Annotated in this window: 19 protein-coding genes and 1 pseudogene; 13 read left to right on the plus strand and 7 right to left on the minus strand. The window is 69.6% G+C overall.

Going from position 1 to position 20,432, the window contains the following annotated elements; translation table 11 throughout:
* Positions 1–91 precede the first annotated feature (91 nt).
* From ACZ53K_RS38060 to ACZ53K_RS38070, 3 genes are all read right to left on the minus strand, one after another.
* Entirely contained in the window at positions 92–622 is a 531-nt protein-coding gene (locus ACZ53K_RS38060; protein WP_468846327.1) for a toxin-antitoxin system HicB family antitoxin, read from the minus strand.
* Positions 623–904: 282 nt separating this feature from the next.
* Positions 905–1,465, minus strand: coding sequence for a cysteine hydrolase family protein (locus ACZ53K_RS38065; RefSeq protein ID WP_468846330.1), 561 nt, complete (start codon positions 1,463–1,465; stop codon positions 905–907).
* Positions 1,466–1,606: 141 nt separating this feature from the next.
* A complete protein-coding gene (locus ACZ53K_RS38070) occupies positions 1,607–3,262 on the minus strand; it encodes an FAD-dependent monooxygenase (protein WP_468846332.1) in 1,656 nt (551 codons plus the stop codon).
* A gap of 88 nt (positions 3,263–3,350) precedes the next feature.
* Here ACZ53K_RS38070 and ACZ53K_RS38075 point away from each other — a divergent pair, with 88 nt between their 5' ends.
* The gene (locus ACZ53K_RS38075) at positions 3,351–3,980 is read left to right on the plus strand and encodes a TetR/AcrR family transcriptional regulator (protein WP_468846335.1); all 630 of its coding nucleotides are present in this window, start codon (positions 3,351–3,353) and stop codon (positions 3,978–3,980) included.
* Positions 3,981–4,582: 602 nt separating this feature from the next.
* Here ACZ53K_RS38075 and ACZ53K_RS38080 read toward each other — a convergent pair.
* Positions 4,583–4,744: pseudogene (locus ACZ53K_RS38080) on the minus strand (helix-turn-helix domain-containing protein); the annotation flags it as partial.
* A 79-nt stretch (positions 4,745–4,823) separates the two neighbouring features.
* Here ACZ53K_RS38080 and ACZ53K_RS38085 point away from each other — a divergent pair.
* From ACZ53K_RS38085 to ACZ53K_RS38100, 4 genes are all read left to right on the plus strand, one after another.
* The gene (locus ACZ53K_RS38085; protein WP_468846338.1) at positions 4,824–5,450 is read left to right on the plus strand and encodes a class I SAM-dependent methyltransferase; all 627 of its coding nucleotides are present in this window, start codon (positions 4,824–4,826) and stop codon (positions 5,448–5,450) included.
* A 43-nt stretch (positions 5,451–5,493) separates the two neighbouring features.
* Positions 5,494–5,994 carry a DinB family protein gene (locus ACZ53K_RS38090; RefSeq protein ID WP_468846340.1) on the plus strand — a complete coding sequence of 167 codons (501 nt, stop codon included), beginning with the start codon at positions 5,494–5,496 and terminating at the stop codon, positions 5,992–5,994.
* 165 nt (positions 5,995–6,159) lie between these two features.
* Entirely contained in the window at positions 6,160–6,510 is a 351-nt protein-coding gene (locus ACZ53K_RS38095) for a hypothetical protein (protein ID WP_468846343.1), read from the plus strand.
* 143 nt (positions 6,511–6,653) lie between these two features.
* Complete coding sequence (locus ACZ53K_RS38100; RefSeq protein WP_468846345.1) at positions 6,654–7,088, plus strand: VOC family protein; 435 nt, start codon at positions 6,654–6,656, stop codon at positions 7,086–7,088.
* 113 nt (positions 7,089–7,201) lie between these two features.
* On the opposite strand, the gene ACZ53K_RS38105 is transcribed toward ACZ53K_RS38100, so the two are convergent.
* Positions 7,202–8,290 carry an NAD(P)-dependent alcohol dehydrogenase gene (locus tag ACZ53K_RS38105; protein WP_468846348.1) on the minus strand — a complete coding sequence of 363 codons (1,089 nt, stop codon included), beginning with the start codon at positions 8,288–8,290 and terminating at the stop codon, positions 7,202–7,204.
* A 297-nt stretch (positions 8,291–8,587) separates the two neighbouring features.
* Between ACZ53K_RS38105 and ACZ53K_RS38110 the strand changes: the two genes are divergently transcribed.
* From ACZ53K_RS38110 to ACZ53K_RS38140, 7 genes are all read left to right on the plus strand, one after another.
* A complete protein-coding gene (locus ACZ53K_RS38110; RefSeq protein ID WP_468846350.1) occupies positions 8,588–9,628 on the plus strand; it encodes a vWA domain-containing protein in 1,041 nt (346 codons plus the stop codon).
* Positions 9,629–9,759: 131 nt separating this feature from the next.
* The gene (locus tag ACZ53K_RS38115; protein WP_468846353.1) at positions 9,760–10,950 is read left to right on the plus strand and encodes a sensor histidine kinase; all 1,191 of its coding nucleotides are present in this window, start codon (positions 9,760–9,762) and stop codon (positions 10,948–10,950) included.
* Positions 10,943–11,608: a response regulator gene (locus ACZ53K_RS38120; protein WP_468846355.1), complete on the plus strand. Its 666-nt coding sequence runs from the start codon at positions 10,943–10,945 to the stop codon at positions 11,606–11,608. Before ACZ53K_RS38115 ends, ACZ53K_RS38120 begins: the two co-directional genes overlap by 8 nt.
* A gap of 283 nt (positions 11,609–11,891) precedes the next feature.
* Positions 11,892–13,199: a serine hydrolase domain-containing protein gene (locus tag ACZ53K_RS38125; RefSeq protein WP_468846358.1), complete on the plus strand. Its 1,308-nt coding sequence runs from the start codon at positions 11,892–11,894 to the stop codon at positions 13,197–13,199.
* A 516-nt stretch (positions 13,200–13,715) separates the two neighbouring features.
* A complete protein-coding gene (locus ACZ53K_RS38130) occupies positions 13,716–14,996 on the plus strand; it encodes an LAETG motif-containing sortase-dependent surface protein (protein WP_468846361.1) in 1,281 nt (426 codons plus the stop codon).
* Positions 14,997–15,425: 429 nt separating this feature from the next.
* A complete protein-coding gene (locus ACZ53K_RS38135; protein ID WP_468846363.1) occupies positions 15,426–16,316 on the plus strand; it encodes an AraC family transcriptional regulator in 891 nt (296 codons plus the stop codon).
* A 59-nt stretch (positions 16,317–16,375) separates the two neighbouring features.
* On the plus strand, positions 16,376–17,593 hold the full coding sequence (locus ACZ53K_RS38140; RefSeq protein WP_468846366.1) for an epoxide hydrolase family protein: 1,218 nt from the start codon (positions 16,376–16,378) through the stop codon (positions 17,591–17,593).
* On the opposite strand, the gene ACZ53K_RS38145 is transcribed toward ACZ53K_RS38140, so the two are convergent.
* Both ACZ53K_RS38145 and ACZ53K_RS38150 read right to left on the minus strand, forming a co-directional pair.
* Positions 17,532–18,527, minus strand: coding sequence for a GNAT family N-acetyltransferase (locus ACZ53K_RS38145; RefSeq protein WP_468846441.1), 996 nt, complete (start codon positions 18,525–18,527; stop codon positions 17,532–17,534). The genes ACZ53K_RS38140 and ACZ53K_RS38145 overlap by 62 nt on opposite strands.
* A gap of 241 nt (positions 18,528–18,768) precedes the next feature.
* Entirely contained in the window at positions 18,769–19,632 is an 864-nt protein-coding gene (locus ACZ53K_RS38150; RefSeq protein WP_468846368.1) for an SDR family NAD(P)-dependent oxidoreductase, read from the minus strand.
* 58 nt (positions 19,633–19,690) lie between these two features.
* Here ACZ53K_RS38150 and ACZ53K_RS38155 point away from each other — a divergent pair, with 58 nt between their 5' ends.
* On the plus strand, positions 19,691–20,425 hold the full coding sequence (locus tag ACZ53K_RS38155; protein ID WP_468846371.1) for a TetR/AcrR family transcriptional regulator: 735 nt from the start codon (positions 19,691–19,693) through the stop codon (positions 20,423–20,425).
* Positions 20,426–20,432: the final 7 nt, after the last annotated feature.

Raw genomic sequence — 20,432 nt, forward strand, 5'->3', positions numbered from 1 at the left:
GGCCGGACGAACTCCCACTCGGCATCCGACAGCTCATGTCGACGTATCACCCGCCCATGATCCACCACACAAGATCATTTGAAGACACCGCCTAGCGGACCCAGCCGGTGAAGCTCCGGCCGCCCGAGTCGTTGCCGCGGCCCGGCGGGCTGACGCGCTGCCCGCCGTCGACGGCGGTGGACACGGCCCGCACCAGCCAGGCGTTGACCGACAGGCCCTCCGCCGCCGCGACGGCCTCGGCGCGGGCCTTGAGGTGGGCGGGGAGACGGAAGTTGATCCGCGCCATGGCGCCGTCGTCGACGTCCGCCGGCGCGGGTTGCGGCGCGGCCGCGACGGCTTCAGCGACCGGCTCCCGTGTCTCCTGGAACGGCTCGGGGGCGGGCGGCGCCGTCACCACGAACTCCGGGTCGAGACCCCGCAGCCGTACGTCGACCGAGCCCGGCGCCAGCTCCCGCGTGACCTCGCCCATGGCGGCGGACAGCGCGTTGAGAAGGGTCAGACGGGCGGCGGACTCCAGGGGGGCGGTGAGCCGCTCGGCGAGGGCGCGGGCGTCGTCGCCGCCGGCGTCCGCGGCGACGGCCAGCTCATGCCGGAGGTTGTCGACGTAGGGCGTGAGGTCCATGACGCCATCATGGCACATTGGTGGCGCCATGGCGAGCCACTTTGGCCCCGGCGCGACTCGTCCGCCTCCGACCTGCGGTTATTGGCAGAACTTGCGGCGTACTGGTGTCACTTTGAGGGAGTGGCGGCTCGTTCTGGCGTCGCAGTGACTCCATGTCGGCACCATCCGGGCGCCGGGCTCGCGCCACAGCGCCGCCGGCGTGGCGTCACCGTCGTGTGGCACCGCGGCGGGTGGCGTTCCGTCCGGTGCCCGACAAGTGACCTGCCGCTGCTGAACCTGTCGCTACTGAGGCGCGATCACCTTGACCCACTCGTCGACGGTGAAGACATCCGCCCACTGCGGAAACAGTCGCTCGACGAGAACCCGGTGCACCTCCGGGTCGATATCCAGACAGGCGTCGGAGAGAACGGTGAGGCCGAAGTCCAGGTCGTTCGCCTGACACAGGGTGGACAGCACCACCGCGCTGGTGGCGATGCCGGTGAGCACGACACTGTCGATACCGCGCGCCCTCAACACCACGTCGAGATCACTGCCCGAGAACGCGCTCGCCCGTCGCTTGGTGATCACCACGTCGCCCGGCCGGGGCGCGACCTCGGGGTGGATCTCGGTGCCTGGGGCGCCCTCCACGTAGAGGCCGGCCTGCGCGATGGCAGCGAGAGGCTTGTTGCGCGTCCCGACCTCCGGGAAGCCGGGGCGTAGCGCGATGACCACGTAGATCACGGGTATGTCCGCCGCCCGAGCCCCGTCGATCGCCCTGCGCAGACGCGGCAGGAACCCGGAGCCGTCGTCGACGAGGTCCACGATGGCCTGTTGGACGTCCATCACGAGAAGGGCGCTGCTCATGTCGCCTCCAGGAGCGAAGTCGATCCGGCGTCGGGACGGGCCGGATTCTGGAGTCCGGATCCTATGCGGGCCCAGGCACGAGGTGGTGCGTACGTCGGGCAAGGCGGGACGCGCACCGGCGCCCGCAGCCACTCGGCCTCATCACGCGCCGATCCAGCGTGCGGCGGCCGCGTCGAGCCGCTTCGTGACATCGTCGCCGAGTTCGCTGTTCCGACCACCCGAGGCGTCCCCGGCATCCGCGGCCCAGATGACGATGCCGTCCGGCCGTACGAGCAGGCTCGGCAGCTCCGTATCGGCGGCAGGGTCGGCGACGCGGACGATCCGTTCGCCGAGATGCCGCACCGCGTCGGCGAACCGGCCGTCGTGCGTGCGGTCGACCAGGACGAAGCGGCCGTCGTGCGCGAAGTCGGCGAGTCGGCGGCCGGACGACAGGCGGACGTCGCCGACAAGGGTTCCGACAGGCGCGGTGGCGTCGTCCGCGACGTCGTAGCGCTGCATGATGCCCGATGACAGGGCGACCATCTTGTTCATCGCGCCCGGTACGGTGAGCAGTTCGCCGCCTACGACCTCGCGCAGATGCTTGGTCCGCTCGTCCCCGCGCAGGAGGGCGACCTGGGCGCGCGTCCAGTCGAGCACCCATTCGGCGATCGGAGAACGCTCCGTGCCGTAGGTGTCCAGCAGTCCGGCCGGGGCCCGGCCTTGGATGGTCGCGGCGAGTTTCCAGCCGAGGTTCACGGCGTCCCCGAAACCGAGGTTGAGGCCCTGTGCGCTGAACGGCGAGTGGACGTGGGCGGCATCGCCGGCGAAGAGCACCCTGCCGTGGCGGTAGCGCTTGACCCGGCGGGCGTTGTCGGACCAGCGGGTCGCACGGCCGTGTACGGCGTTGAGGGTTACGTTCGTCCGGGTGACGTCGCGCACCACTTCCTGCAGTTCCGCGAGGGTGATGGGTGCGTCGCGGTCCTCGGGCTGCGGGCCGAAGCGTGCGACGAGGATCCGGCCGGGGGTGGGGCCGTAGGCGTAGACGCCGCGGGGTGTCCAGTTCCAGCCGTGGTTCAGGCCGGTGGCGTCGTCGAAGTCGGCGACGGCCTGGTAGCCGACCAGCTCGGGGTCGGTGCCGACGAAGTCGATGCCGAGCTGCTTACGAATGGTGCTGCGCCCCCCGTCGGCCGCCACGACCCAGCCGGCGGCCACTTCACCCGCGTCCGTCTCGACCACGACACCGGCATCGGCACCGGCATCGGCGCTGGCACCGCCATCGGCATCGGCGGAGGCATCGGCGGAGGGAGCGTCGCCAAGGTTGCGCACTCCCTTTACGACGACGCCTCGGCGGATGTCGACGCCGAGCCGGGCGCAGCGGTCGGCGAGCAGCAACTCCACGTCGTACTGCGGCACCGCGACACCGCCCGCCACTGCCGTATGGGAGGCCAACACCGGATCCTCCTGGTCGACGAGGTCGTTGCGGAACATGATCCCCGCGAAGTGCCCCATCACCGGAAAGCGCGGCGACGTTCCCTTCATCCCGCCGACCAGTCCGCGGGTGACAGCCGTGCCGCCGCTTCCGGTGAACTTCCCGGCGGCGGCCATGCGACGGCGCTGGACCTCCTCGGCTTCCGGCAGCATGCCGCGCCGGTCGAGGATCTCTGCACTGGCCACGTTGACCGAACCGGCCTTGATGGTCGGGTCCGGCTCCCACAGGCGTTCGAGCACCGTCACCTGGACCCCCTGAAGTGCCAGCTCACTGGCGAGGAGCAGTCCGGTGGGTCCGGCTCCGACGACGATCACATCGGTCCGCTGCATGGCGCACCCCTTTACACTGAAGTCATTATTAACTCAGTACATTTACTGGGTAAGCTTTACTGGGTAAACATAACATGAGAGGTGAGTCATGCCGAACCGAGGAGATCGAGGCGGCGCGAAGACACGGGCGCGCATTGCGGAGGTGGCCACCGAGCTGTTCCTGGAGCACGGCTTCGACGAGGTCACGATCGCCCAGGTCGCGGCCGCGGTCGGCGTCTCGAAGGTGACGGTGTTCTCGCACTTCAGAAGCAAGGAAGACCTTCTGCTGGACCGGCTCCCCGGCGCGGTCGACATCCTGCGGTCCGCCGTCCGGGAGCGCGACGAGGGGGTCGGCCCCGTGGAAGCGTTCCGGGCCCTCGCTCTCACCCTGGTGGACGAGCGGCACGTCCTGTCCGGGTTGGGCGAAGGAGCCGATCCGCTCCTTCGTACGATCGCGGGCTCCCCCGCACTCATCACACGGCTCCGCGCCTTCGAGTACGAATCGGCAGCGGCCCTGACGGAGGATCTGCGCGACGACGCGCACTTCACCGGCGACCCGGACCTGGTCGCGGCGCTGCTCATCGCCGCGTACCGCGCGGTCGCCGTGGCAACGGCCCAGCGCCGGCTCGCCGGAGACGACCTCGCCGAGATCGCCACCGCGCACCGGGAGCGTCTGGAGCGGGCGTTCGACGCGGTCGAGTACGGCGTCTCACCGGGCCGCAGCACGGGGGTCGTGTGACCTGCACCCACAGCACTTCGAGTACTCCGAGTACTCCGAGCGTTCCGCGTGTGAGTTCCGCGCGGTCAGTCAATTGATCCCCAGGCCCGGTACGGCCGTTGCGGCACAGGCCCTGAGGTGTTCTGCCCGGAGGCGGTCCGCCCGGCGCCCCTTGCCCCCGGTGCGCCGGAGCGCCGCTCGCGCAGGACGTACAACGCCACGACGAGGGAGGCTGCCACGAGAAGAAGGAGCACGGCAGCGAGGACCAGGCTGATGGCCGCCGCCGCGGTCTTCCCGTCCCGCACAGCGTCGATGCCGGGTGACGGTGAAGGCCCCACCGATCACCAGCGGAGGCAGCAGCCAGGGCCACGGGTGGGGCTCGGGAACGGGTGGGGAGGACCGCCCCTCCCGAAAGACCGCGTACCAGTAGCGGGCACACCCCCACTCGCAGCCTCCGTCCTCGGCTGAGCCCGGTCTCCGTCTCCATCACCGAGAGGCGGAGCCCCCCCCCCGGCCGGGTTCACCGCTGAGTCTCGATCTGAGACGACCGGTTGGGGTCGGTCCGTACGTGCGCACGCAGCCCTTGCAGGCCGAACAGGATGAGCAGTTCGACCACACCGCCATCGGCGCTGCCCGGTCTCCAGCCTGGACAGGGTGCTCTCCGACACCGCGGTCGTCGCCGCGAGTTGGGCGAGGGTGATGCCGCGGCCACGACGCAGTGCACGGAGCCGCGGCCCCACCGCGTCGAGCACGTCGTCGTCCGTCGTGGGGTCCGTGGGGCCCATCTTGCCGTTACCGCAAGTTTTCGTGCCAGGGCGTGGTGTGCCTGGCAAGACTGGGCGCCCACCGACACAAGGAGCCTTGATGAGCACCACCGATGCGGTCGCGTTCTGGGACGGCGTCTACGCGGACCGGCCGGCCACCGGCGATCCGAAGCCGAATGTGCGTCTCACCGAGACGGTGACGGGCCTGCCGCCCGGTGACGCGTTGGACCTCGGGTGCGGCGACGGCGGCGACGCGCTGTGGCTCGCCGGCCGGGGGTGGCGGGTCACCGCCGTCGACATCTCGGCCGTGGCGGTCGAGCGGCTCGCCGCCCTCGCCCGCGTACACGGCCTGGACGACCATGTCAGCTCCGCGCAGTACGACTTGCACAGGTCATTCCCGCCCGGCGGTTTCGACCTGATCTGCGCCCACTACCTGCACACCCCGTGTGACCTGGACCGGGCAACCGTCCTGCGCTCGGCCGCGCACGCACTGCGCCCCGGCGGGCGGCTGCTGGTCGTCGATCACGGCTCGGCCGCGCCGTGGTCGTGGAAGCAGGACCCCGACACCCGGTACCCGAGCCCGCAGGAGGTCGCCGCCGGTATCGGTCTGGCACCGGATACGTGGACGGTCGAACGGGCTGACGCACCCCGCCGGATCGCGACCGGGCCGGGCGGTCGAACCGCCGAGGTCACCGACCATGTCCTTCTCATCCGCCGCACCGCCTGACACGGTGGCCGGCGCCACCTACGACGCAGGAAGGCGACCAGTGTTGTCCAGCACCACGCGCCACAACAGCCGCGGCGACAATCCGCCGCCCCGGACCGGAAGCAGCGAGACCGAGGTCCTGCGCGGCTTCCTCGACTACCTCCGGGCTTCGCTCGCCGCGAAGGTCGACGGCACACCGGAACCGCAGGTGCGCACAGCCGCGGTGCCGTCCGGTACGAACCTGCTCGGCCTGCTCAACCATCTGACCCACGTCGAGCGCGCGATGTTTCTCGGGGACGGCGTCACCGACTGGCAGGCGACGTTCCAGGCCGCACCGGCGGACAGCGTGGCCGATGTGGTGGCCCGCTACAGGCAGGCGGTCGAGCTGGCGAACGACGTTCTCGACGGGTGCGCCGACCTCGGCGCACCGGTCCCCCGACCGGGGCCGGGGCGCCCCGGCCCCAGCGTTCGCTGGGCTCTGACCCACCTGATCGAGGAGACCGGCCGTCATGCCGGCCACGCGGACATCCTTCGCGAAATGGCCGACGGGTCGACCGGCCGCTGAGTCAGCCCGGCCGCCCGTCGCACGTTCGCCCCGTGGGGCCCCTCGGCCTCAGAACGCGAAAGAGGCACCAACGACTTGTACGAACACTCTGGTGCCCCTCGGTGACACGGGCTACTTTCAGACGCGACGTGACCCACACCGGGACATCGCGACACAGGGGGACATATGCGCAAGTTTGCTGTATCCACTGCAGGTCTGGCTCTCGCTGTGGGGGCTCTCGGGCTCACCACGGCCCCCAGCGCCAGCGCGGCGACGCCCTGTCCGTCCGGGGCGGTCTGCATCCGCGAAACGAACGGCAGCATCCTCAGCAAGAACATCTTCTACAGCTACGGCGCCCACAACCTCTCGAATGTCACCGGCGACCGGGTAATCGTCAACAACCAGACAGGCGGCGCCGGTTTCCGGTTCTGCTATGGGTACAACGGCAGTGGTGGCTGCTCCGTCGTGATGCGCGGGGTGGGTGAATCCGCGCCGTACAACATGACGCCGATCAACTCCGTCGTGCTCGTGCCGTAAGCACCGGCCAGGCCAGAGTCTCCGGCCAGGGTTTGCCTGCGCATCACCGCGGTGTGAGCGGCGGGGTGAACTCTGGTCGGTACGACAACGTGCTGCCCCATGCCGGGACATGAGCAACAGCGTCCCCCTGCTATGGTGCGCCGATGTCATCTATCAAGCAGTTCCAGGTCACCTTCGACTGCGCAGAACCTGAGCGCGTCGCTCGCTTCTGGTGCGAGGTGTTGGGGTACGTCGTACCGCCGCCACCGGAAGGATTTGCCACGTGGGACGAATTCGATCGCTCACTACCGCCTGAGCGGCAGGGTTCGGCGTTCGCCTGCGGCGACCCCTCGGGCGTGGGCCCGCGGCTGTATTTCCAGCGCGTCCCCGAAGGCAAGGTCGTAAAAAATCGGGTGCATCTGGATGTGCGGGCCGGCACCGGGCTCGTGGGTGCAGAGCGCCTTGCCACGCTCGAAGCCGAGTGCGCGCGACTGGTTGCGCTCGGCGCGACACGCGTGCAGTTGCTGGCTGCCGATGAGCACAATGAGTCGTGCATCGTGATGCAGGACGTCGAGGGCAACGAATTCTGTCTCGACTGAGCATTCTTTTGAAGCGTCGAGATGGAAGCCGTCGCCCTCGGGGGCGATCCGGCCTGGTGATCGGTCACGTACGTACCGATGGTTCTTCGGCCACATGATCCGTGGACGGCGTGCTACGTGGTGAGCACAGGTTTGACGACGCGCCCCGACGATGCCGCCTGCGCGGCGGCTTCTATGTCGTCGAAGGAAAACTCGGTGATGAGTTTCTCCAGCGGAAGCTTGCCCTGCCGGTGCAGATCAAGCAGGCACGCGATGTTCTCAGCCGGCCTGCCGTCACCTTCGGTCACGCCCCGAATGGTGAGGCCTTTGGTCAGGACCGGCATGGTGTCGAATTGCGCCGTGCCGATGCCGATCAGGGCGAGCGTGCTTCGTTTACGCAGGGCACTGATGGCCTGGGACACCGCGGTTGCCTGACCGGTCGTGTCGATGGCGTGCTGCGGTCCGCCATCGGTGAGATCCCGTAGGACCGCCGCCACGTCATTCTCGGCGTCGGGATCGATGGCCGCCGCGGCGCCCAGTTCCAGGGCCAGTGTGCGACGCGCGGCAATGGGGTCAATGGCGATGACCGTGCATTCGGCGGCGACTGCGGCCATGACGGCACTCAGGCCGACGCTGCCGGCGCCGAAAACGGCCAGCGTGGTGCCCGGAGAAGGCCGCAGGACCGTACGCACCGTGCCGACACCGGTCTGGACGCTGCACCCCAAAGGGGCGGCCATGGTCGCGGGGAAATCCGCCGGGACTTTGACGGTGTTGCTCTCGGTGGTCAGACAGTGCGACGCGAAAGCGGACTGGCCGAAGAAGTTCCCGTGCACCGGAGTGCCGTCCGTACGGGAGAGCGGGGTGCTGCTGTCCGGTCGAGAGCCGCCGGCGTTGAGGGACCCGGCATGTTCGCAGTAGGCCGGTTCTCCCGTCGCACACTGCGCGCAGCCGCGGCAGCTTCGGTACGTGAGGCACACCGTGTCGCCGGGGACGAACCCGGTCACCGCGCGGCCCACCGCCTCGACGACACCGGCACCTTCATGGCCGAAGACCATGGGCAGACGCTGCGGAGGCCATACCCGTCGCATGCTCAGATCGGTGTGGCACACGCCTGCGGCGGTGATCCGCACCAGGATCTCCTCCGGCCTCGGCTCCTCGAGCTCCAGATCCTGAGTGATGAAGGGGCCGCCGGGGGCCGTCACCAGTGCCGCGCGTATCCGCATGTGTGCCTTCCGTCTCGACGCTTGCCCACGCCGAAGGTGCCATGGAGCCAGGTGATCACACGTTCGACCCTACGGGGACCGCTCCGCTCGGCAGGTCACTTCCGGACACGGTCGGAAGCAGGTGCCCCGGCAGCCCCCTGACTCCGTACTCGCTCCTTCTTCGGCGCAGAAGCCGGTGGGGCGCGACTGCTCGGCCGCGCCCTGGTGCGGTGGGAGCCGCCTCCGCCCGGCGGTCAAGATCGATTGTCAGTGGTGGGTGAGAAGGTGACTGCATCGAGTGAAAGAGGGGGAGCGATCATGTCCGGAAACCAGAACTACATCAACCACGTTGCTCTTGTGCTGGATGCCAGTTCGTCCATGTCACACCTGAGCCGCAAGGTCGTCGACGTCGCCGACCAGCAGATCGCGTATCTGGCCCGCCGGTCGAAGGAGCTGGACCAGGAGACCCGGGTCACGGTGTACGCCTTCGCGGACGAGGTGGAGTGCGTCATCTACGACAAGGACGTGCTGCGGATGCCGTCCCTGAAGCAGCTCTACCGGGTCGGTGGCATGACGGCTCTGCTGGCGGCCACGCTGAAGTCGCAGCGGGAGCTGGCGCAGACGGCCCAACTGTACGGCGACCACAGCTTCCTGACGTTCGTGCTGACCGACGGGCAGGAGAACGCGAGTCATCGCTGTCCGGATGCCCCGGCCAAGGATCCGCGTGCACTGGTGCAGGCCGTGGCCAAGCTGATCGCGACACAGAAGGACAACTGGACGCTGGCCGTCCTCGTGCCGGACCAGATGGGCAAGCGCGAGGCCATGCAGTGCGGGTTCCCGAAGGACAACATCGCTATTTGGGACGCCACCAGCACCCAGGGCCTGGAAGAGGCGGGGCAGGTCATCCAGCAGGCCACCGAGAACTTCATGATGGGCCGCGCCAAGGGCATCCGGGGATCGCGAGCCGTGTTCTCCACGGGCGCGGAGGCGGTCAACAAGGACACCATCGAGGCAGCCGGCCTCACTCCGGTGAACCCGTCGGAGTACCAGCTGATTCCGGTGGCTCGCGCGGCGGCGATACGGGACTGGGTCATCGAGTGCGGGCACACTTACCGTACCGGCTGTGCGTTTTACCAGCTGAGCAAGTCGGAGAAGATTCAGGCCCGGAAGCAGATAGCGGTGCTGGAGAAGAAGACGGACCGGGTGTACACGGGGCCGGAGGCCCGGTCCCTGCTGGGTCTGCCGGATACGGAAGTCCGCGTCAACCCCGACCGCAACGACGACTTCACCATCTTCGTGCAGAGCACCAGCGTGAACCGGAAGCTCGTACCGCACACGCGGCTGCTGCTCATGCTCTGAGCCATCGGATTTCCAGGAGGTCTTGGAAGCCTCGGAGGTCTTGGAGGTCCCGCCGGCCCGGCTGGCGGGGCCGGCGCGAGTCGTTCTTTGGAGTGATGAAGATCGATGAGTGATCTTTTAGTGTCGGGCGTATGGAAGCAGGTGACGGCAAGTGGCCCAGGTGGGGCGCTGATGCCGGGCTGGTCGCGCTGATTTTTCTGCCGCCGCTGCTCTCGCAGCCGTATGTGGACACGTCAGGAGTGGCCTGGTCGTCGCTCATCGGTTTCGAGGCGGTGGCCGTGGTGCTCGTGGTGCCGCGACGACGGCTGCCGGTCACGGCGTTCGTGACGGGCTTGGCCGCGCTCGTGGTGGCGCTGGTGGGCAGCGCGGGACAGGACGCCAAACTGACCCCGCTGGTCTTCCTGCCGCTCGCCGTGCTGCTCTACAACCTGGGCTGCTACTGCACGAGCTGGGTACGCACCGTGCCGGCGATGCTCGGTGGCGGTGCGCTGATCCTGTCCGGCCTGTGGGTGAACCGGATGACCGTCGGCGCCAGTGAGTTCCAGGGCGGTCTGGACATCCTCGCTTCCCTGGCCCCGATGCCGCTGGTGTGGGTGATGGGTTTCGCCGCGCGTACCCGGCGTGTGCTGCTCGCGGCGGCCGAGCAGCGGGTGGCCGACGCGGACCGTACGCAGCGTCTGCAGGCAGCGCAGGCCACTCAGCGGGAGCGGGCCCGGATCGCCCGCGAGATGCACGACGTGGTCGCGCACTCGCTCACCCTGCTCGTCGTGCACGCGGAAACCCTGCGCGCCCGTGGTGACGAGCTGCCCGGCTGGGCCCGTACCCAGATCGACGGGCTGGCAGCGGCGGGCCGGCAGACCGGTGGTGAGCTGCGCGACCTGCTGCGGATGCTGCGCGACCCCGCGGAAGCGGCTCCGCTCCAGCCAATGCCGGGGCTCGGGGAGTTGGGCGCGTTGCTGGGCAGCCATCGTGCCGCGGGAGGATCGGTCGAGGTGAAAGTGGGGACGGAGTTGGCGTCGTTGCCGGGTCCGGTGCAGTTGGCGGGGTATCGCATCGTGCAGGAATCGTTGGCCAACGCCCGGCGCCACGCGCCCGGGGCGCCGGTTCGGCTCACCGTAGGCGGCGCCGCCGGACGGCTGCGCTTCGAGGTGGTGAACGGCCGCGGGGCACGGCGCGGCACAGCGGGCGCGGGGGTCGGGCTCGGTCTGGTCAGCATGCGGGAACGGGTGGACGCGCTGGGCGGCGAACTCACCGCCGGCCCGACCGGCGACGGCGGATTCCGTGTCGTGGCCACGATGCCGCTGGAGACCGCCGATGTCTGAGCGGATCAGCGTGCTCATGGTGGACGACGAGCCGGTCATCCGCGCCGGCCTGAGCGCGATCCTGGACAGTCAGGCCGATCTCACCGTGGTCGGCACCGCGGGCGACGGAGAGGAGGCCGTCGAGGCGTGCGCGCGGCTGAGGCCGCACGTACTGCTGCTGGATGTCCGTATGCCCCGGCGGGACGGGCTGTGGGCGCTGGCCGAGCTGGGCCGTCGGCGTCTGCTCGGTCCGGGGCGGAGCCAGGCGCTCATGCTGACGACGTTCGATCTGGACGAGTACGTCGACGAGGCACTGGCCGCCGGGGCGGCCGGGTTCCTGCTGAAGAACAGTTCGTACGAGGAGCTGACCGGGGCGGTACGGGCCGCCGCGGCCGGGCACAGTGCGCTGAGTCCGGCGGTGACCCGGCGGATCATCGAGGGGCATCTGAGCACCAGGCGTCCGCCGGACGGCCATGAGCTGGCCCGGCTGAGCGAGCTCACCGAGCGGGAACGCGACGTGCTGCGGCTGGTCGGAGGCGGGCTGAGCAATGCCGAGATAGCGGACCGGCTCGTGGTGAGCCTGCACACGGTGAAGACGCACGTCAGCCGGATGCTGGCGAAGACCGGCTGCCAGAGCCGGGCCCAGGCGGCGGTGCTGGCCAGGAACACGCTGTCCTGACCTCCCATGTCCTGACTTCCCATGTCCTGACTTCCCGTGCCCTGACCTTTCGTGCAGCGAACGGGACACCGGGCTCCCGTACACACGCCGGTGTCACTCCTCCGGCGTGTCACTCCTCCGAGTGACACGGGGCCCGGAGGAGGCCCGCCAACGAGCGATGTGGCGAGTGGCGGTCCCTGGCTGAATGGCTGGTGTGCGGCGGGCCCGCCGTGAAACCCCGTAGTGGGAAGAATCCCGGCCCTCGACGCACGAAGCCACTTGTCATGCGCCGAAGGGAACCACCATGTCCGCACTCACATCATCTCGCCGCCTGATCCTCCGCGGGGCGCTGACGGTGGCCTTGGTGACCGGTATGAGCGGGACGCTCACGGCCTGCTTGGAAGCGGATTCGGACGCGGGCGCGGGCGCGGGTGCGGCGAAGACGTCGGTCAAGCAGGAGGGGGCGGGGGCATCGGCCGGCAAGCGGCTGGCCGGCCTCGCGCAGAAGGCGGCGGACCAGGGCTCCTCGGGTGTGATCGTCCGGGTCCTTCACGAGGACGGAGAGCCCGTGGAAATCGCTCGGCAGACAGCCTGGACGAAAGCCGATCACCGCCTCGCCGCCGACGACCAGTTCAGGGTCGGGTCCAACACCAAGACGGTCACCGCGACCCTCGTCCTGCGGCTGGTCGCCGAGGGGAAGGCCGGTCTGGACGACACGGTGGAGAAGTGGCTGCCCGGTCTCGTGAAGGGCGGTAAGGGCATCACCGTGCGGATGCTGCTCAACCACACCAGCGGGCTGGGCGACTTCCTGCTGACGCCGGAATTCCTGCCTTCCCTCACGGGGCAGAAGCAGCGCGCCTGGCGAGCAAAGGACCTCCTCGCCATCACTCCCCAGCAGGACCCGCCGGCCGCGCCCGGCGAGAAGTACTCCTACAGCAACGCCAACTACGCGGCCCTCGGGCTGATCCTCGAAAAGGTCACGGGCAAGGGCCTCGCCGAGCTGATCGAGCAGCGGATCACCAAGCCGCTGGGCATGAAGGACTCCTTCCTGGCCACGGATGCCCGCTGGAGCACCGGCAAGCAGCACGTAACCGGATACGAGCCGGACACCGAACGCCTCGGAAAACTCCTGGCCCCGACCGTGGACCTGCCCGAAGGCGTCGGGTTTGCCGGCCCCGAACGCCCCAAGGGCAACATCGACACCAGCGGTATCGATCCGAGCTGGTCCGGTGCGGCCGGCGGCATGGTCTCCACCGCACAGGACTGGCAGCGGTTCCTGACCGCGCTGATGTCCGGCAAGCTCCTGCCCAAGGCCCAGATGGAGCAGATGCGCACCACCGTTCCCGCCCCCGAGGAAGGCGGGGGCTACGGACTGGGCCTGATGAAGGTGAACACCCCCTGCGGCACCGTCTGGGGCCACACCGGCGGTCTGCCCGGCTATTCCAGCGAGTTCTACACCGACGCAAGCGGTCGCCGGAGCGTCGCGGTCCTGACAAGCACGAACTTCGCCATCAAGGAAAAGGCGGCCGCGACCGCCAACAAGACCCTTGTCAACGAGGCGGCCTGCACCATGCTGGGCAAGTCGCTGCCCTCCGCGAATCCGGCCAAGTGATGGGCGTCGCCGCCTTCGACTGGGCCGAAGGCGGCGATCCGGGCCACTTCCACACCTGAGCCGTACTTGTCGGCTCGGGGGGGAAGGCGGCTGATGCGGTCAGCCGATGGGGTTGAAGAAGGCGGCGGGTGGGGGCGAAGCGTACGGCAACGGGCGGCTCGGACAGTGGCGTTGGAGATCATTTCGGGCCCCGGGGCCGGGCGGTGCCGTTGTTCCTCCCTCCAGGGTCGAGGCCGGGTGGAGCGCAGTCCGGCCGGGCAGCCAGACACGGTCAGACAGTCGAAGAACGATCCGAAAGTCGCTGTTCGATAGATCACAGAGAAACCTGCCATAAGCTGGGCAACTGCACCTTTCGCCCCACCTTGCCCACTGCCGTCACACACGCGACCCCTCACACGGGTCGATTTTCCGTTGCCACCCCCCTTTATCCCGGTCATACGATCCGATGGTTTCGCCCTATGGGCGCGCTGCTCACGCGCGGCGCATCGCTTTCTCTCTGACCAGGAAAAGGCTCCAGTGAACCTTCGCCGTACCCTCGCGACCGCCATCGTCGCTGTCGCCACGCCCACCGCCCTGCTCGCCGCGGGCCCCACGGCCCTGGCCGACGCCATGCCGGCGGCGCAGCCGCAGCACAAGCAGACCTCCGCGGAGCTCAAGAAGGCCGCCGCCGAAGCGGAGCAGGCGTACAAGGACGCGGTGGCGGCCAAGGCGGCCTCGTGGCAGAAGCTGGAGGACACGCTGGCCGCCCAGGACTCGCCCAGCCACCCGCTCAGGATTGCCTCCGCGGCCGCGGACAAAGCCTTCGAGGCTGCCGACGCCGACAAGGTGACCGCGGACAAGGCCGTCGCGGACGCCAAGGCCAAGCTGGCGGCGGCCACGGACGAGGCCGGCAAGGCCACGGCACAGAAGGCCCTGGACACGGCCGAGGCCGCCGCCGGGAAGGCCGCCCAGGCCAAGGCCGAAGCGGAGACCAAGCGCGCGGCGGCCATCAAGGCGAGGAAGGATGCTCGGGTCAAGGCGGTACAGGAGTACAGCAAGGCTCAGAATGCTCCGGAGGAGGCCCTCAAGGTCAAGAACGCGGCCGACAAGGCGCTCGCCGCCGCCAGGCAGTGCGTTGACGTGCCGGGCCTGACCGTACTCACCAACGGCCTGCCCTCGAAGGTCGTGATGGGAACCACCGTCGACTTCTCGTTCACGGTGGCCAACGGGACCGACCGCACCCTGGACGTGACTCCGCTGGTCTTCTTCCATCTGGGCGCCAAGAACCCGTACCAGCACTTCATGAAGGTGCAGTGGTCCGACGGCACCGAATGGAAGGAGCTGGACTCGCGGAACCATTCCTCCACCGCACCCGTCAAGGCCATGAAGCCCGGTGCACGCACCGACGTGAAGATGCGTATGACGATCGAGAAGGGCGCTCCCGCGAAGGACGGCCTCGCCCTGTTCGCGGGGAACGCTTCCGACCAGTACAACGACTGCGTGCTCGGCCCCATGAAGCGGTACGACTTCGAGGTGCTCGCCGCCGACAGCAAGCCCGGCAAGGTCGACGACGCCAAGCCCGGCAAGGTCGACGAAAAGGACCGGCCCAAGCCCGGAAAGTCTGCGCAGGGCGGCAGCTCCGCCAAGCCGGTGGCGTCCGGCCCCGCCGCCAAGGCGACCGCGAAGGACGCCGAGCTCGCCAGCACCGGTACGTCGTCCGCCACCCCGCAGCTGGCCCTCGCCGGCGGTGCCGCCGTGCTGCTCGGCGCCGGGGCGGTCTTCGTCGCACGCCGCCGCGGGAGCAAGGGAACCAACTGACCCGTAGGCACCCGGCCGTACCGTTCGGCACCGTGGAAACGGTTGCCGGGGAGCGGCCGGCCGGGCGCCTGGAGCGTGGTCAGCCGCGCTCGCCCGCGATCATCTCCGCCGCCCGCTCGCCGACCACCATGGAGGGGGCCATCGTGTTGGCGACCGTCACATAACGACTGCCGCCCCCCCATGCCCGTTGCACGGCCGCCGTGTTGAAACGGTGCGGCCGGCCGGGCAGTTCGCCAATGTCACCATAACCGCCTTGATCAACAGCACGGCCCCCGACCACCCGCCACGACGGGACGTGGCATCGGCCACCTGCTACGACGAGACCGACGGGTCTCCTGGTCCTCCGAACAGCAGCTGCCCTGCTGACCTGCCCCGCCTGCTTTCCTGCCGTCTGTTCGGCGGGCCTTGGCTCTCCCTTACTCTCGGCGCATGGTGTTCGATTCTGCTCATTTCGACCTCCAGCCCTACGTCGGCTTCGACATGGACTCCTACGTCCGGCGCACGCACTGCAGCTGGGAGGACGCCGACTGGCAGTCGTTGCTCGTCCAGCGGTTCCACCACGTCCCGGTGGTCGAGAACATGGAGTTGCCGGCCGCGGCGGACCTGCACCTGGTCCTGCCCGTGGCAGGCCGGACCGTGATGGAGACGCGGACCGGTGGCCGGTGGCACCACCGCACCTGGGCGCCGGGCCGGCTCGGCATGGAGGTTCCCGACCAGCCCGTCCTCCGCCGCTACCGCGGGGACGAACCGTTGCGCAGCGTGCAGGTGCACATCCCGCGCGGCACCGTCGAACGGGCCGCGGCCCAACTGGGGTTCAGTGCAGTGGACTACGAGAGCATGGCGGCATCCGTGGCCGCCGGGGATCCGCTGCTCGTGGAGGCGATCCGCGCCGTCGGCTCGGCAGAGGAGACCGGGGACCTGTACGCGGAGGCCGCGGCCGCCTTCCTGGCCGTACACCTGCTCACCCGTCACTCCCGGGCCCCGGGCCGACCGGCGCCTTCGCGGGAGGACACGCGCGTCCGTGCGGCGATCGCGCTGATGCGCGACCGGCTGACGGAACCGCTCACGCTGGCCGACATCGCGGACGAGGTACACCTGAGCGTCTTCCACCTCGTCCGCGTGTTCCGCCGGGCCACGGGAGACACGCCCCACCGTTACCTCATCCACCTGCGCATCGAAGAGGCGAAACGCCTGCTGCGGGACACCGGCTTCACGGTCGCCCAGATAGCGCCGCGCTGCGGATTCGCCAACGCCGGCGCCCTGTCCACGGCATTCCTGCGCCACACCGGTGTCCGTCCCACGGCGTACCGCAATTCCTGACCACTTCGCGGCAATCCTTGGCATGGGCCAGGGTGGCGACCGTACCTAGGGTTTCGTCCATGTCCGGAAACGCGGTGCCACCGTCTGAGATCACGCAATGCGAGCAGATCGAGCCCTATCCCCTTCGCATTCCGCAACGCGAACTGACGACCCTGCGGGCTCGCCTCGACGAGGTGCGGCTCCCCGAGCCCGAAACGGTGCCGGACGCGACGCAGGGCATCGAGCTCGATCGGCTGAAGACATTGCTGCATGCCTGGCGGCTGCACGACTGGCGGGCCACGGAAGAGCGCTGGAACTCGATTCCGCATTACCGCGCCCGTATCGACGGCCTGAACATCGCGTTCTGGCACGTACGCTCGCCCGAGCCCACGGCGCTTCCCCTGGTGCTGACCCACGGCTGGCCGGGCTCGGTGCTCGAATTCGAAACCGTCCTCGGACCGCTCACCGACCCCGTCGCCCATGGCGGTTCCGCCGCCGACGCCTTCGATGTGGTCGTACCGGCGCTGCCCGGGTTCGGTTTCAGCGAGCGCCCGCGCGAGCGCGGCTGGCAGCCCGCCCGTACGGCGCGGGCGTGGGCCGCGTTGATGACCGCGCTCGGCTACGAGCGGTTCGGCGCGCACGGTGGGGACTGGGGCGCGTTCGTCAGCACGGAACTGGCGCGCCAGGTGCCGGAGCGCGTCGCGGGTCTGCACCTGACGATGCCGCTCGCCTCTCCCCTGCCGGCGGACCGGACCGCGCCGAGCCCGGCGGAGCACCGCATGCTGCAGCGGCGCGACACCCATCTCGCGGACGGTTACGGCTTCGGCATGATCATGGCGACGCGCCCGCAGACGCTCGGCTATTCCCTGCTCGACTCCCCCGCCGGCCTGGCGGCGTGGCTCGGCGAGAAGTTCGCCGCCTATTCCGACACCCGGCCGGAGGCCGGTGGCGGGGTGAGCCTGGCACAGCAGGTGGACAACCTCGCCCTGTACTGGCTGACCGGGACCGGCGCCTCCAGCGCCCGCTGGTACTGGGAGGCCATGCGGTGGGTGCCCCGCAGCGCCGAAGAGGAGAACGCGCAAGCGGTGACGACACCCACCGCCTGCTCACTGTTCCCGGCCGAGCCGTGGCCGACCGCCCGGCGCTGGGCCGAGCGCCGCTACCACGATCTCCGCTCGTGGCACGAGATGGACCGCGGCGGCCACTTTCCCGGCCTGGAACAGCCGGAACTGCTGGTCACCGAAATCCGGGCCGCATTCCAGCACGCGCGGAACCCATGGGGCGGTCTCGTGCGGTGATGGCTTCGCTTTCCGGTATTGCCAGGTATTGCCGTGGGTGCGAGGGGCTCCCGTCACGCCCTTGACGTCCTGCATTCCGGCACAGATCCCGAGTCTCGGGGAGCTGCCGAAAACCGGCTGACGCATACGTGGCGACAGCACCGGCATTGGCGCTCGGGGTGCAGACGATCACGCTCGACGAGCCGAGTGCCTGAAGTGCGGCCGCCGCGGCGTTGGCGATCGCCTTGCCGTAGCCGTGACCGCGATGTTCCCGGTGCACGCCCATCGGTTCGAGCAACCCCGGTTGCCCCGGGCCGGCCGACCACACCGTCACCGCCGCCACCGCGCTGCCCTGGTCGTCGTACGCGACCAGGCACCGGGCGTCGGCGTACGGCAATCCGGCCGCCATCGCACGCCAGCTCTCGTCCGTGAACGTCGACCTGTCGAACGATGCCCGCTGTACGGCGGCCCGCACATGTGCCTGCTCCGGCCCGACCACCTCCACCCGTAAGCCCGGGTCCTTCACCGGCTCCGTGAGATCGCGGTGCAGCGGTGTCCACGGTTCGTCTGCGTTCCAGCCGTACTCGGACAGCAGGTCTCGGACCAGTGCCCCCGTCGGCGCTTCGACGCACACCTTCCCCGCCGGCAGTACGCCACGCTCCGGCTCGGTCATGTCCTCGACCAGCTGCTGCGCCAGCTCCTCGTTCCGCTGAGCGTCTGGCGCGATCGTCAGCCGCAACAGCTCGGGGCCTTCCAGTAGCCCCACGGCGAGAATCCGTCCGTTCTGGCTCCAGGTCCGGACCGCCGCGGCCGTCGTCTCCGCACCGAACCGCCAGAACCAGCCCAGGTCCCCCGGATGCAGTCTCATCGGCGCCCCGTCGTACTGCCACCTCCGCAGCACGCCCACAATCTCGCTCAGCCCGCCAACTCCCGGCTTGCTCAACACCATGGCCACGCCCCGATCCCACACCACCGGGCCGACCGGCCGCACCCGGGTTTCGGCTCGGTATGAGCCGACGTACCGGCAGCCCGTGCGGAGTTGAGCCCGCTGCACATGATCTGACGACCCCCAAGGCCGGCCCCGCGCTGCCGGGCACCCGGACCGTGCACGATGCGTACCGCGGAACGGTGACGGGACCGGTAGACCTGGCTGTCCCCCACCTTCACGCTCAAGCGCTGAGCCGTCGATCGCCTGCCTACGCGGCGTCCGCCGGGAGCTCGACGGGGTACTCCGCGCCGAAGTCGGCGGAGACGGAGACGGCCCGCCAGGCCTCGGCCTCGGCGGTCTGCTGCCGCGAGTGGTCGAGCGCCATCCGGGCCGCGGTCGCGCCCAGGGGCAGGTGGGTGGGGATGTGGTCGCGCTTGACCACACGTACGAGGATGTGCGCGGCGCGGTCCGGGTCGCCGGCGGTTCGGCTGCCGCGTACCCGGTCGGTGAAGGCGCCGACGGTCGGACCGTACTCCGGCGGGATGTCCTGGATGTCCGTGGAGGCGCCCGCCCAGTCGGTGGCGAAGCCGCTGGGCTCGACGACCAGGTAGCGGATGCCGAACGGCGCGGTCTCGGTGGCGAGTACGCGGGTGAGACCGTCGATGGCGAACTTGGCCGCCTGGTACGAGCCCAGGCCGGCGCTGCCGCCCACCCGGCCGCCGATGGAAGAGAACTGGACGACGATACCGCCGCCCTGCGCCTTCAGGAGGGGCAGCGCCGCTTTGGAGACGTTGTACACGCCCCAGAAGTTCGTCTCGAACTGGCGGCGGAAGTCATCCTCCGGAGCCGTTTCGACCGGAGCGACATTCGCATAGCCGGCGTTGTTGACCAGCACATCGATGCGGCCGAAGCGGTCGCGGGCAGCGTCGAGGGCGGCCGACGCCGCGGCGGCGTCGGTCACGTCCAGCGCGACCGGGAGAACGTTGTCGCCGTACTGCTCGACCAGGTCGGCCAGCCGTTCCGGCTTGCGCGCGGTGGCGACGACCTGGTCACCCGCCTCCAGGGCGGCGAGCGCGAGGGAGCGGCCGAAGCCGCGGGACGAACCGGTGATGAACCACGTCTGGTGTGCCATACGCATAGCGAAACACGGTTGCGTTAATAACGCAACCTGGTTGCGCTAGGATGCCCGTATGGCGAGCAGCAGTCAGCCCACCCGAGCCCGGAGCCCCGAGGCCAAGCGCGCCCGCGAGGCCGCGATCCTCGCCGCGGCGGCCCGCCTGGCCTCGGCGAACGGCATCCGATCGGTGACGTTGACCGACATCGCCGCCGAGGTCGGCATGCACAAGTCGGCGATGCTCCGCTACTTCGAGACCCGCGAAGAGATCTACTTGCGCCTGGCTGACGCCGGGTGGGTCGAGTGGTCGCAGGCGGTCCGCGAGCAGCTCGCCGACGCCTCACCCGGTACGGACGGCGAGGACTCCGCCGACACCGCCGACGGCGCGGCCGCGGATCCCCGCCCGCACGCGGTACGCGCCGTACACGAGGTCGCCGGCCTGCTGGCCGAATCGCTGGTGGCGCGGCCCCTGTTCTGCGACCTGCTCGCCCACACACCGATGAACCTGGAACGCAACGTCTCGCTAAAGAGCGTCCGGTCCTTCAAGCTGACCGCCATCGCCGAGGTCGCGGCCGTGGGCGAGGCCCTGCGCCGGGTGGTCACACTGAGCCCGGCGCAGGCCGGCAACGTCGTCGCCACAGCCACGGCGATGGCCGGAGCGCTGTGGCAGATGGCCGCCCCGGGAACCGAACTGCGCCGCCTCTACGAGTCGGACCCGTCTCTCGCCCACGCCGTCGTCGACGTCGCTCCCCGGCTGACCGACATTCTGAGCGCGCTGCTTCGAGGCTACGCCGGCGGCGTAGCCGAGTAGGCGCGCG

The organism is Streptomyces sp. NPDC033221 (genome assembly GCF_055577005.1).

What these genes read in the sequence shown, in the direction of transcription:
- ACZ53K_RS38060 (WP_468846327.1), bottom strand. Translation starts at nt 622, where the DNA reads ATGGACCTCACGCCCTACGTCGACAACCTCCGGCATGAGCTGGCCGTC.
- ACZ53K_RS38065 (WP_468846330.1), bottom strand. Translation starts at nt 1,465, where the DNA reads ATGAGCAGCGCCCTTCTCGTGATGGACGTCCAACAGGCCATCGTGGAC.
- ACZ53K_RS38070 (WP_468846332.1), bottom strand. Translation starts at nt 3,262, where the DNA reads ATGCAGCGGACCGATGTGATCGTCGTCGGAGCCGGACCCACCGGACTG.
- ACZ53K_RS38075 (WP_468846335.1), top strand. Translation starts at nt 3,351, where the DNA reads ATGCCGAACCGAGGAGATCGAGGCGGCGCGAAGACACGGGCGCGCATT.
- ACZ53K_RS38085 (WP_468846338.1), top strand. Translation starts at nt 4,824, where the DNA reads ATGAGCACCACCGATGCGGTCGCGTTCTGGGACGGCGTCTACGCGGAC.
- ACZ53K_RS38095 (WP_468846343.1), top strand. Translation starts at nt 6,160, where the DNA reads ATGCGCAAGTTTGCTGTATCCACTGCAGGTCTGGCTCTCGCTGTGGGG.
- ACZ53K_RS38100 (WP_468846345.1), top strand. Translation starts at nt 6,654, where the DNA reads ATGTCATCTATCAAGCAGTTCCAGGTCACCTTCGACTGCGCAGAACCT.
- ACZ53K_RS38105 (WP_468846348.1), bottom strand. Translation starts at nt 8,290, where the DNA reads ATGCGGATACGCGCGGCACTGGTGACGGCCCCCGGCGGCCCCTTCATC.
- ACZ53K_RS38110 (WP_468846350.1), top strand. Translation starts at nt 8,588, where the DNA reads ATGTCCGGAAACCAGAACTACATCAACCACGTTGCTCTTGTGCTGGAT.
- ACZ53K_RS38115 (WP_468846353.1), top strand. Translation starts at nt 9,760, where the DNA reads ATGGAAGCAGGTGACGGCAAGTGGCCCAGGTGGGGCGCTGATGCCGGG.
- ACZ53K_RS38120 (WP_468846355.1), top strand. Translation starts at nt 10,943, where the DNA reads ATGTCTGAGCGGATCAGCGTGCTCATGGTGGACGACGAGCCGGTCATC.
- ACZ53K_RS38125 (WP_468846358.1), top strand. Translation starts at nt 11,892, where the DNA reads ATGTCCGCACTCACATCATCTCGCCGCCTGATCCTCCGCGGGGCGCTG.
- ACZ53K_RS38135 (WP_468846363.1), top strand. Translation starts at nt 15,426, where the DNA reads ATGGTGTTCGATTCTGCTCATTTCGACCTCCAGCCCTACGTCGGCTTC.
- ACZ53K_RS38140 (WP_468846366.1), top strand. Translation starts at nt 16,376, where the DNA reads ATGTCCGGAAACGCGGTGCCACCGTCTGAGATCACGCAATGCGAGCAG.
- ACZ53K_RS38150 (WP_468846368.1), bottom strand. Translation starts at nt 19,632, where the DNA reads ATGGCACACCAGACGTGGTTCATCACCGGTTCGTCCCGCGGCTTCGGC.
- ACZ53K_RS38155 (WP_468846371.1), top strand. Translation starts at nt 19,691, where the DNA reads ATGGCGAGCAGCAGTCAGCCCACCCGAGCCCGGAGCCCCGAGGCCAAG.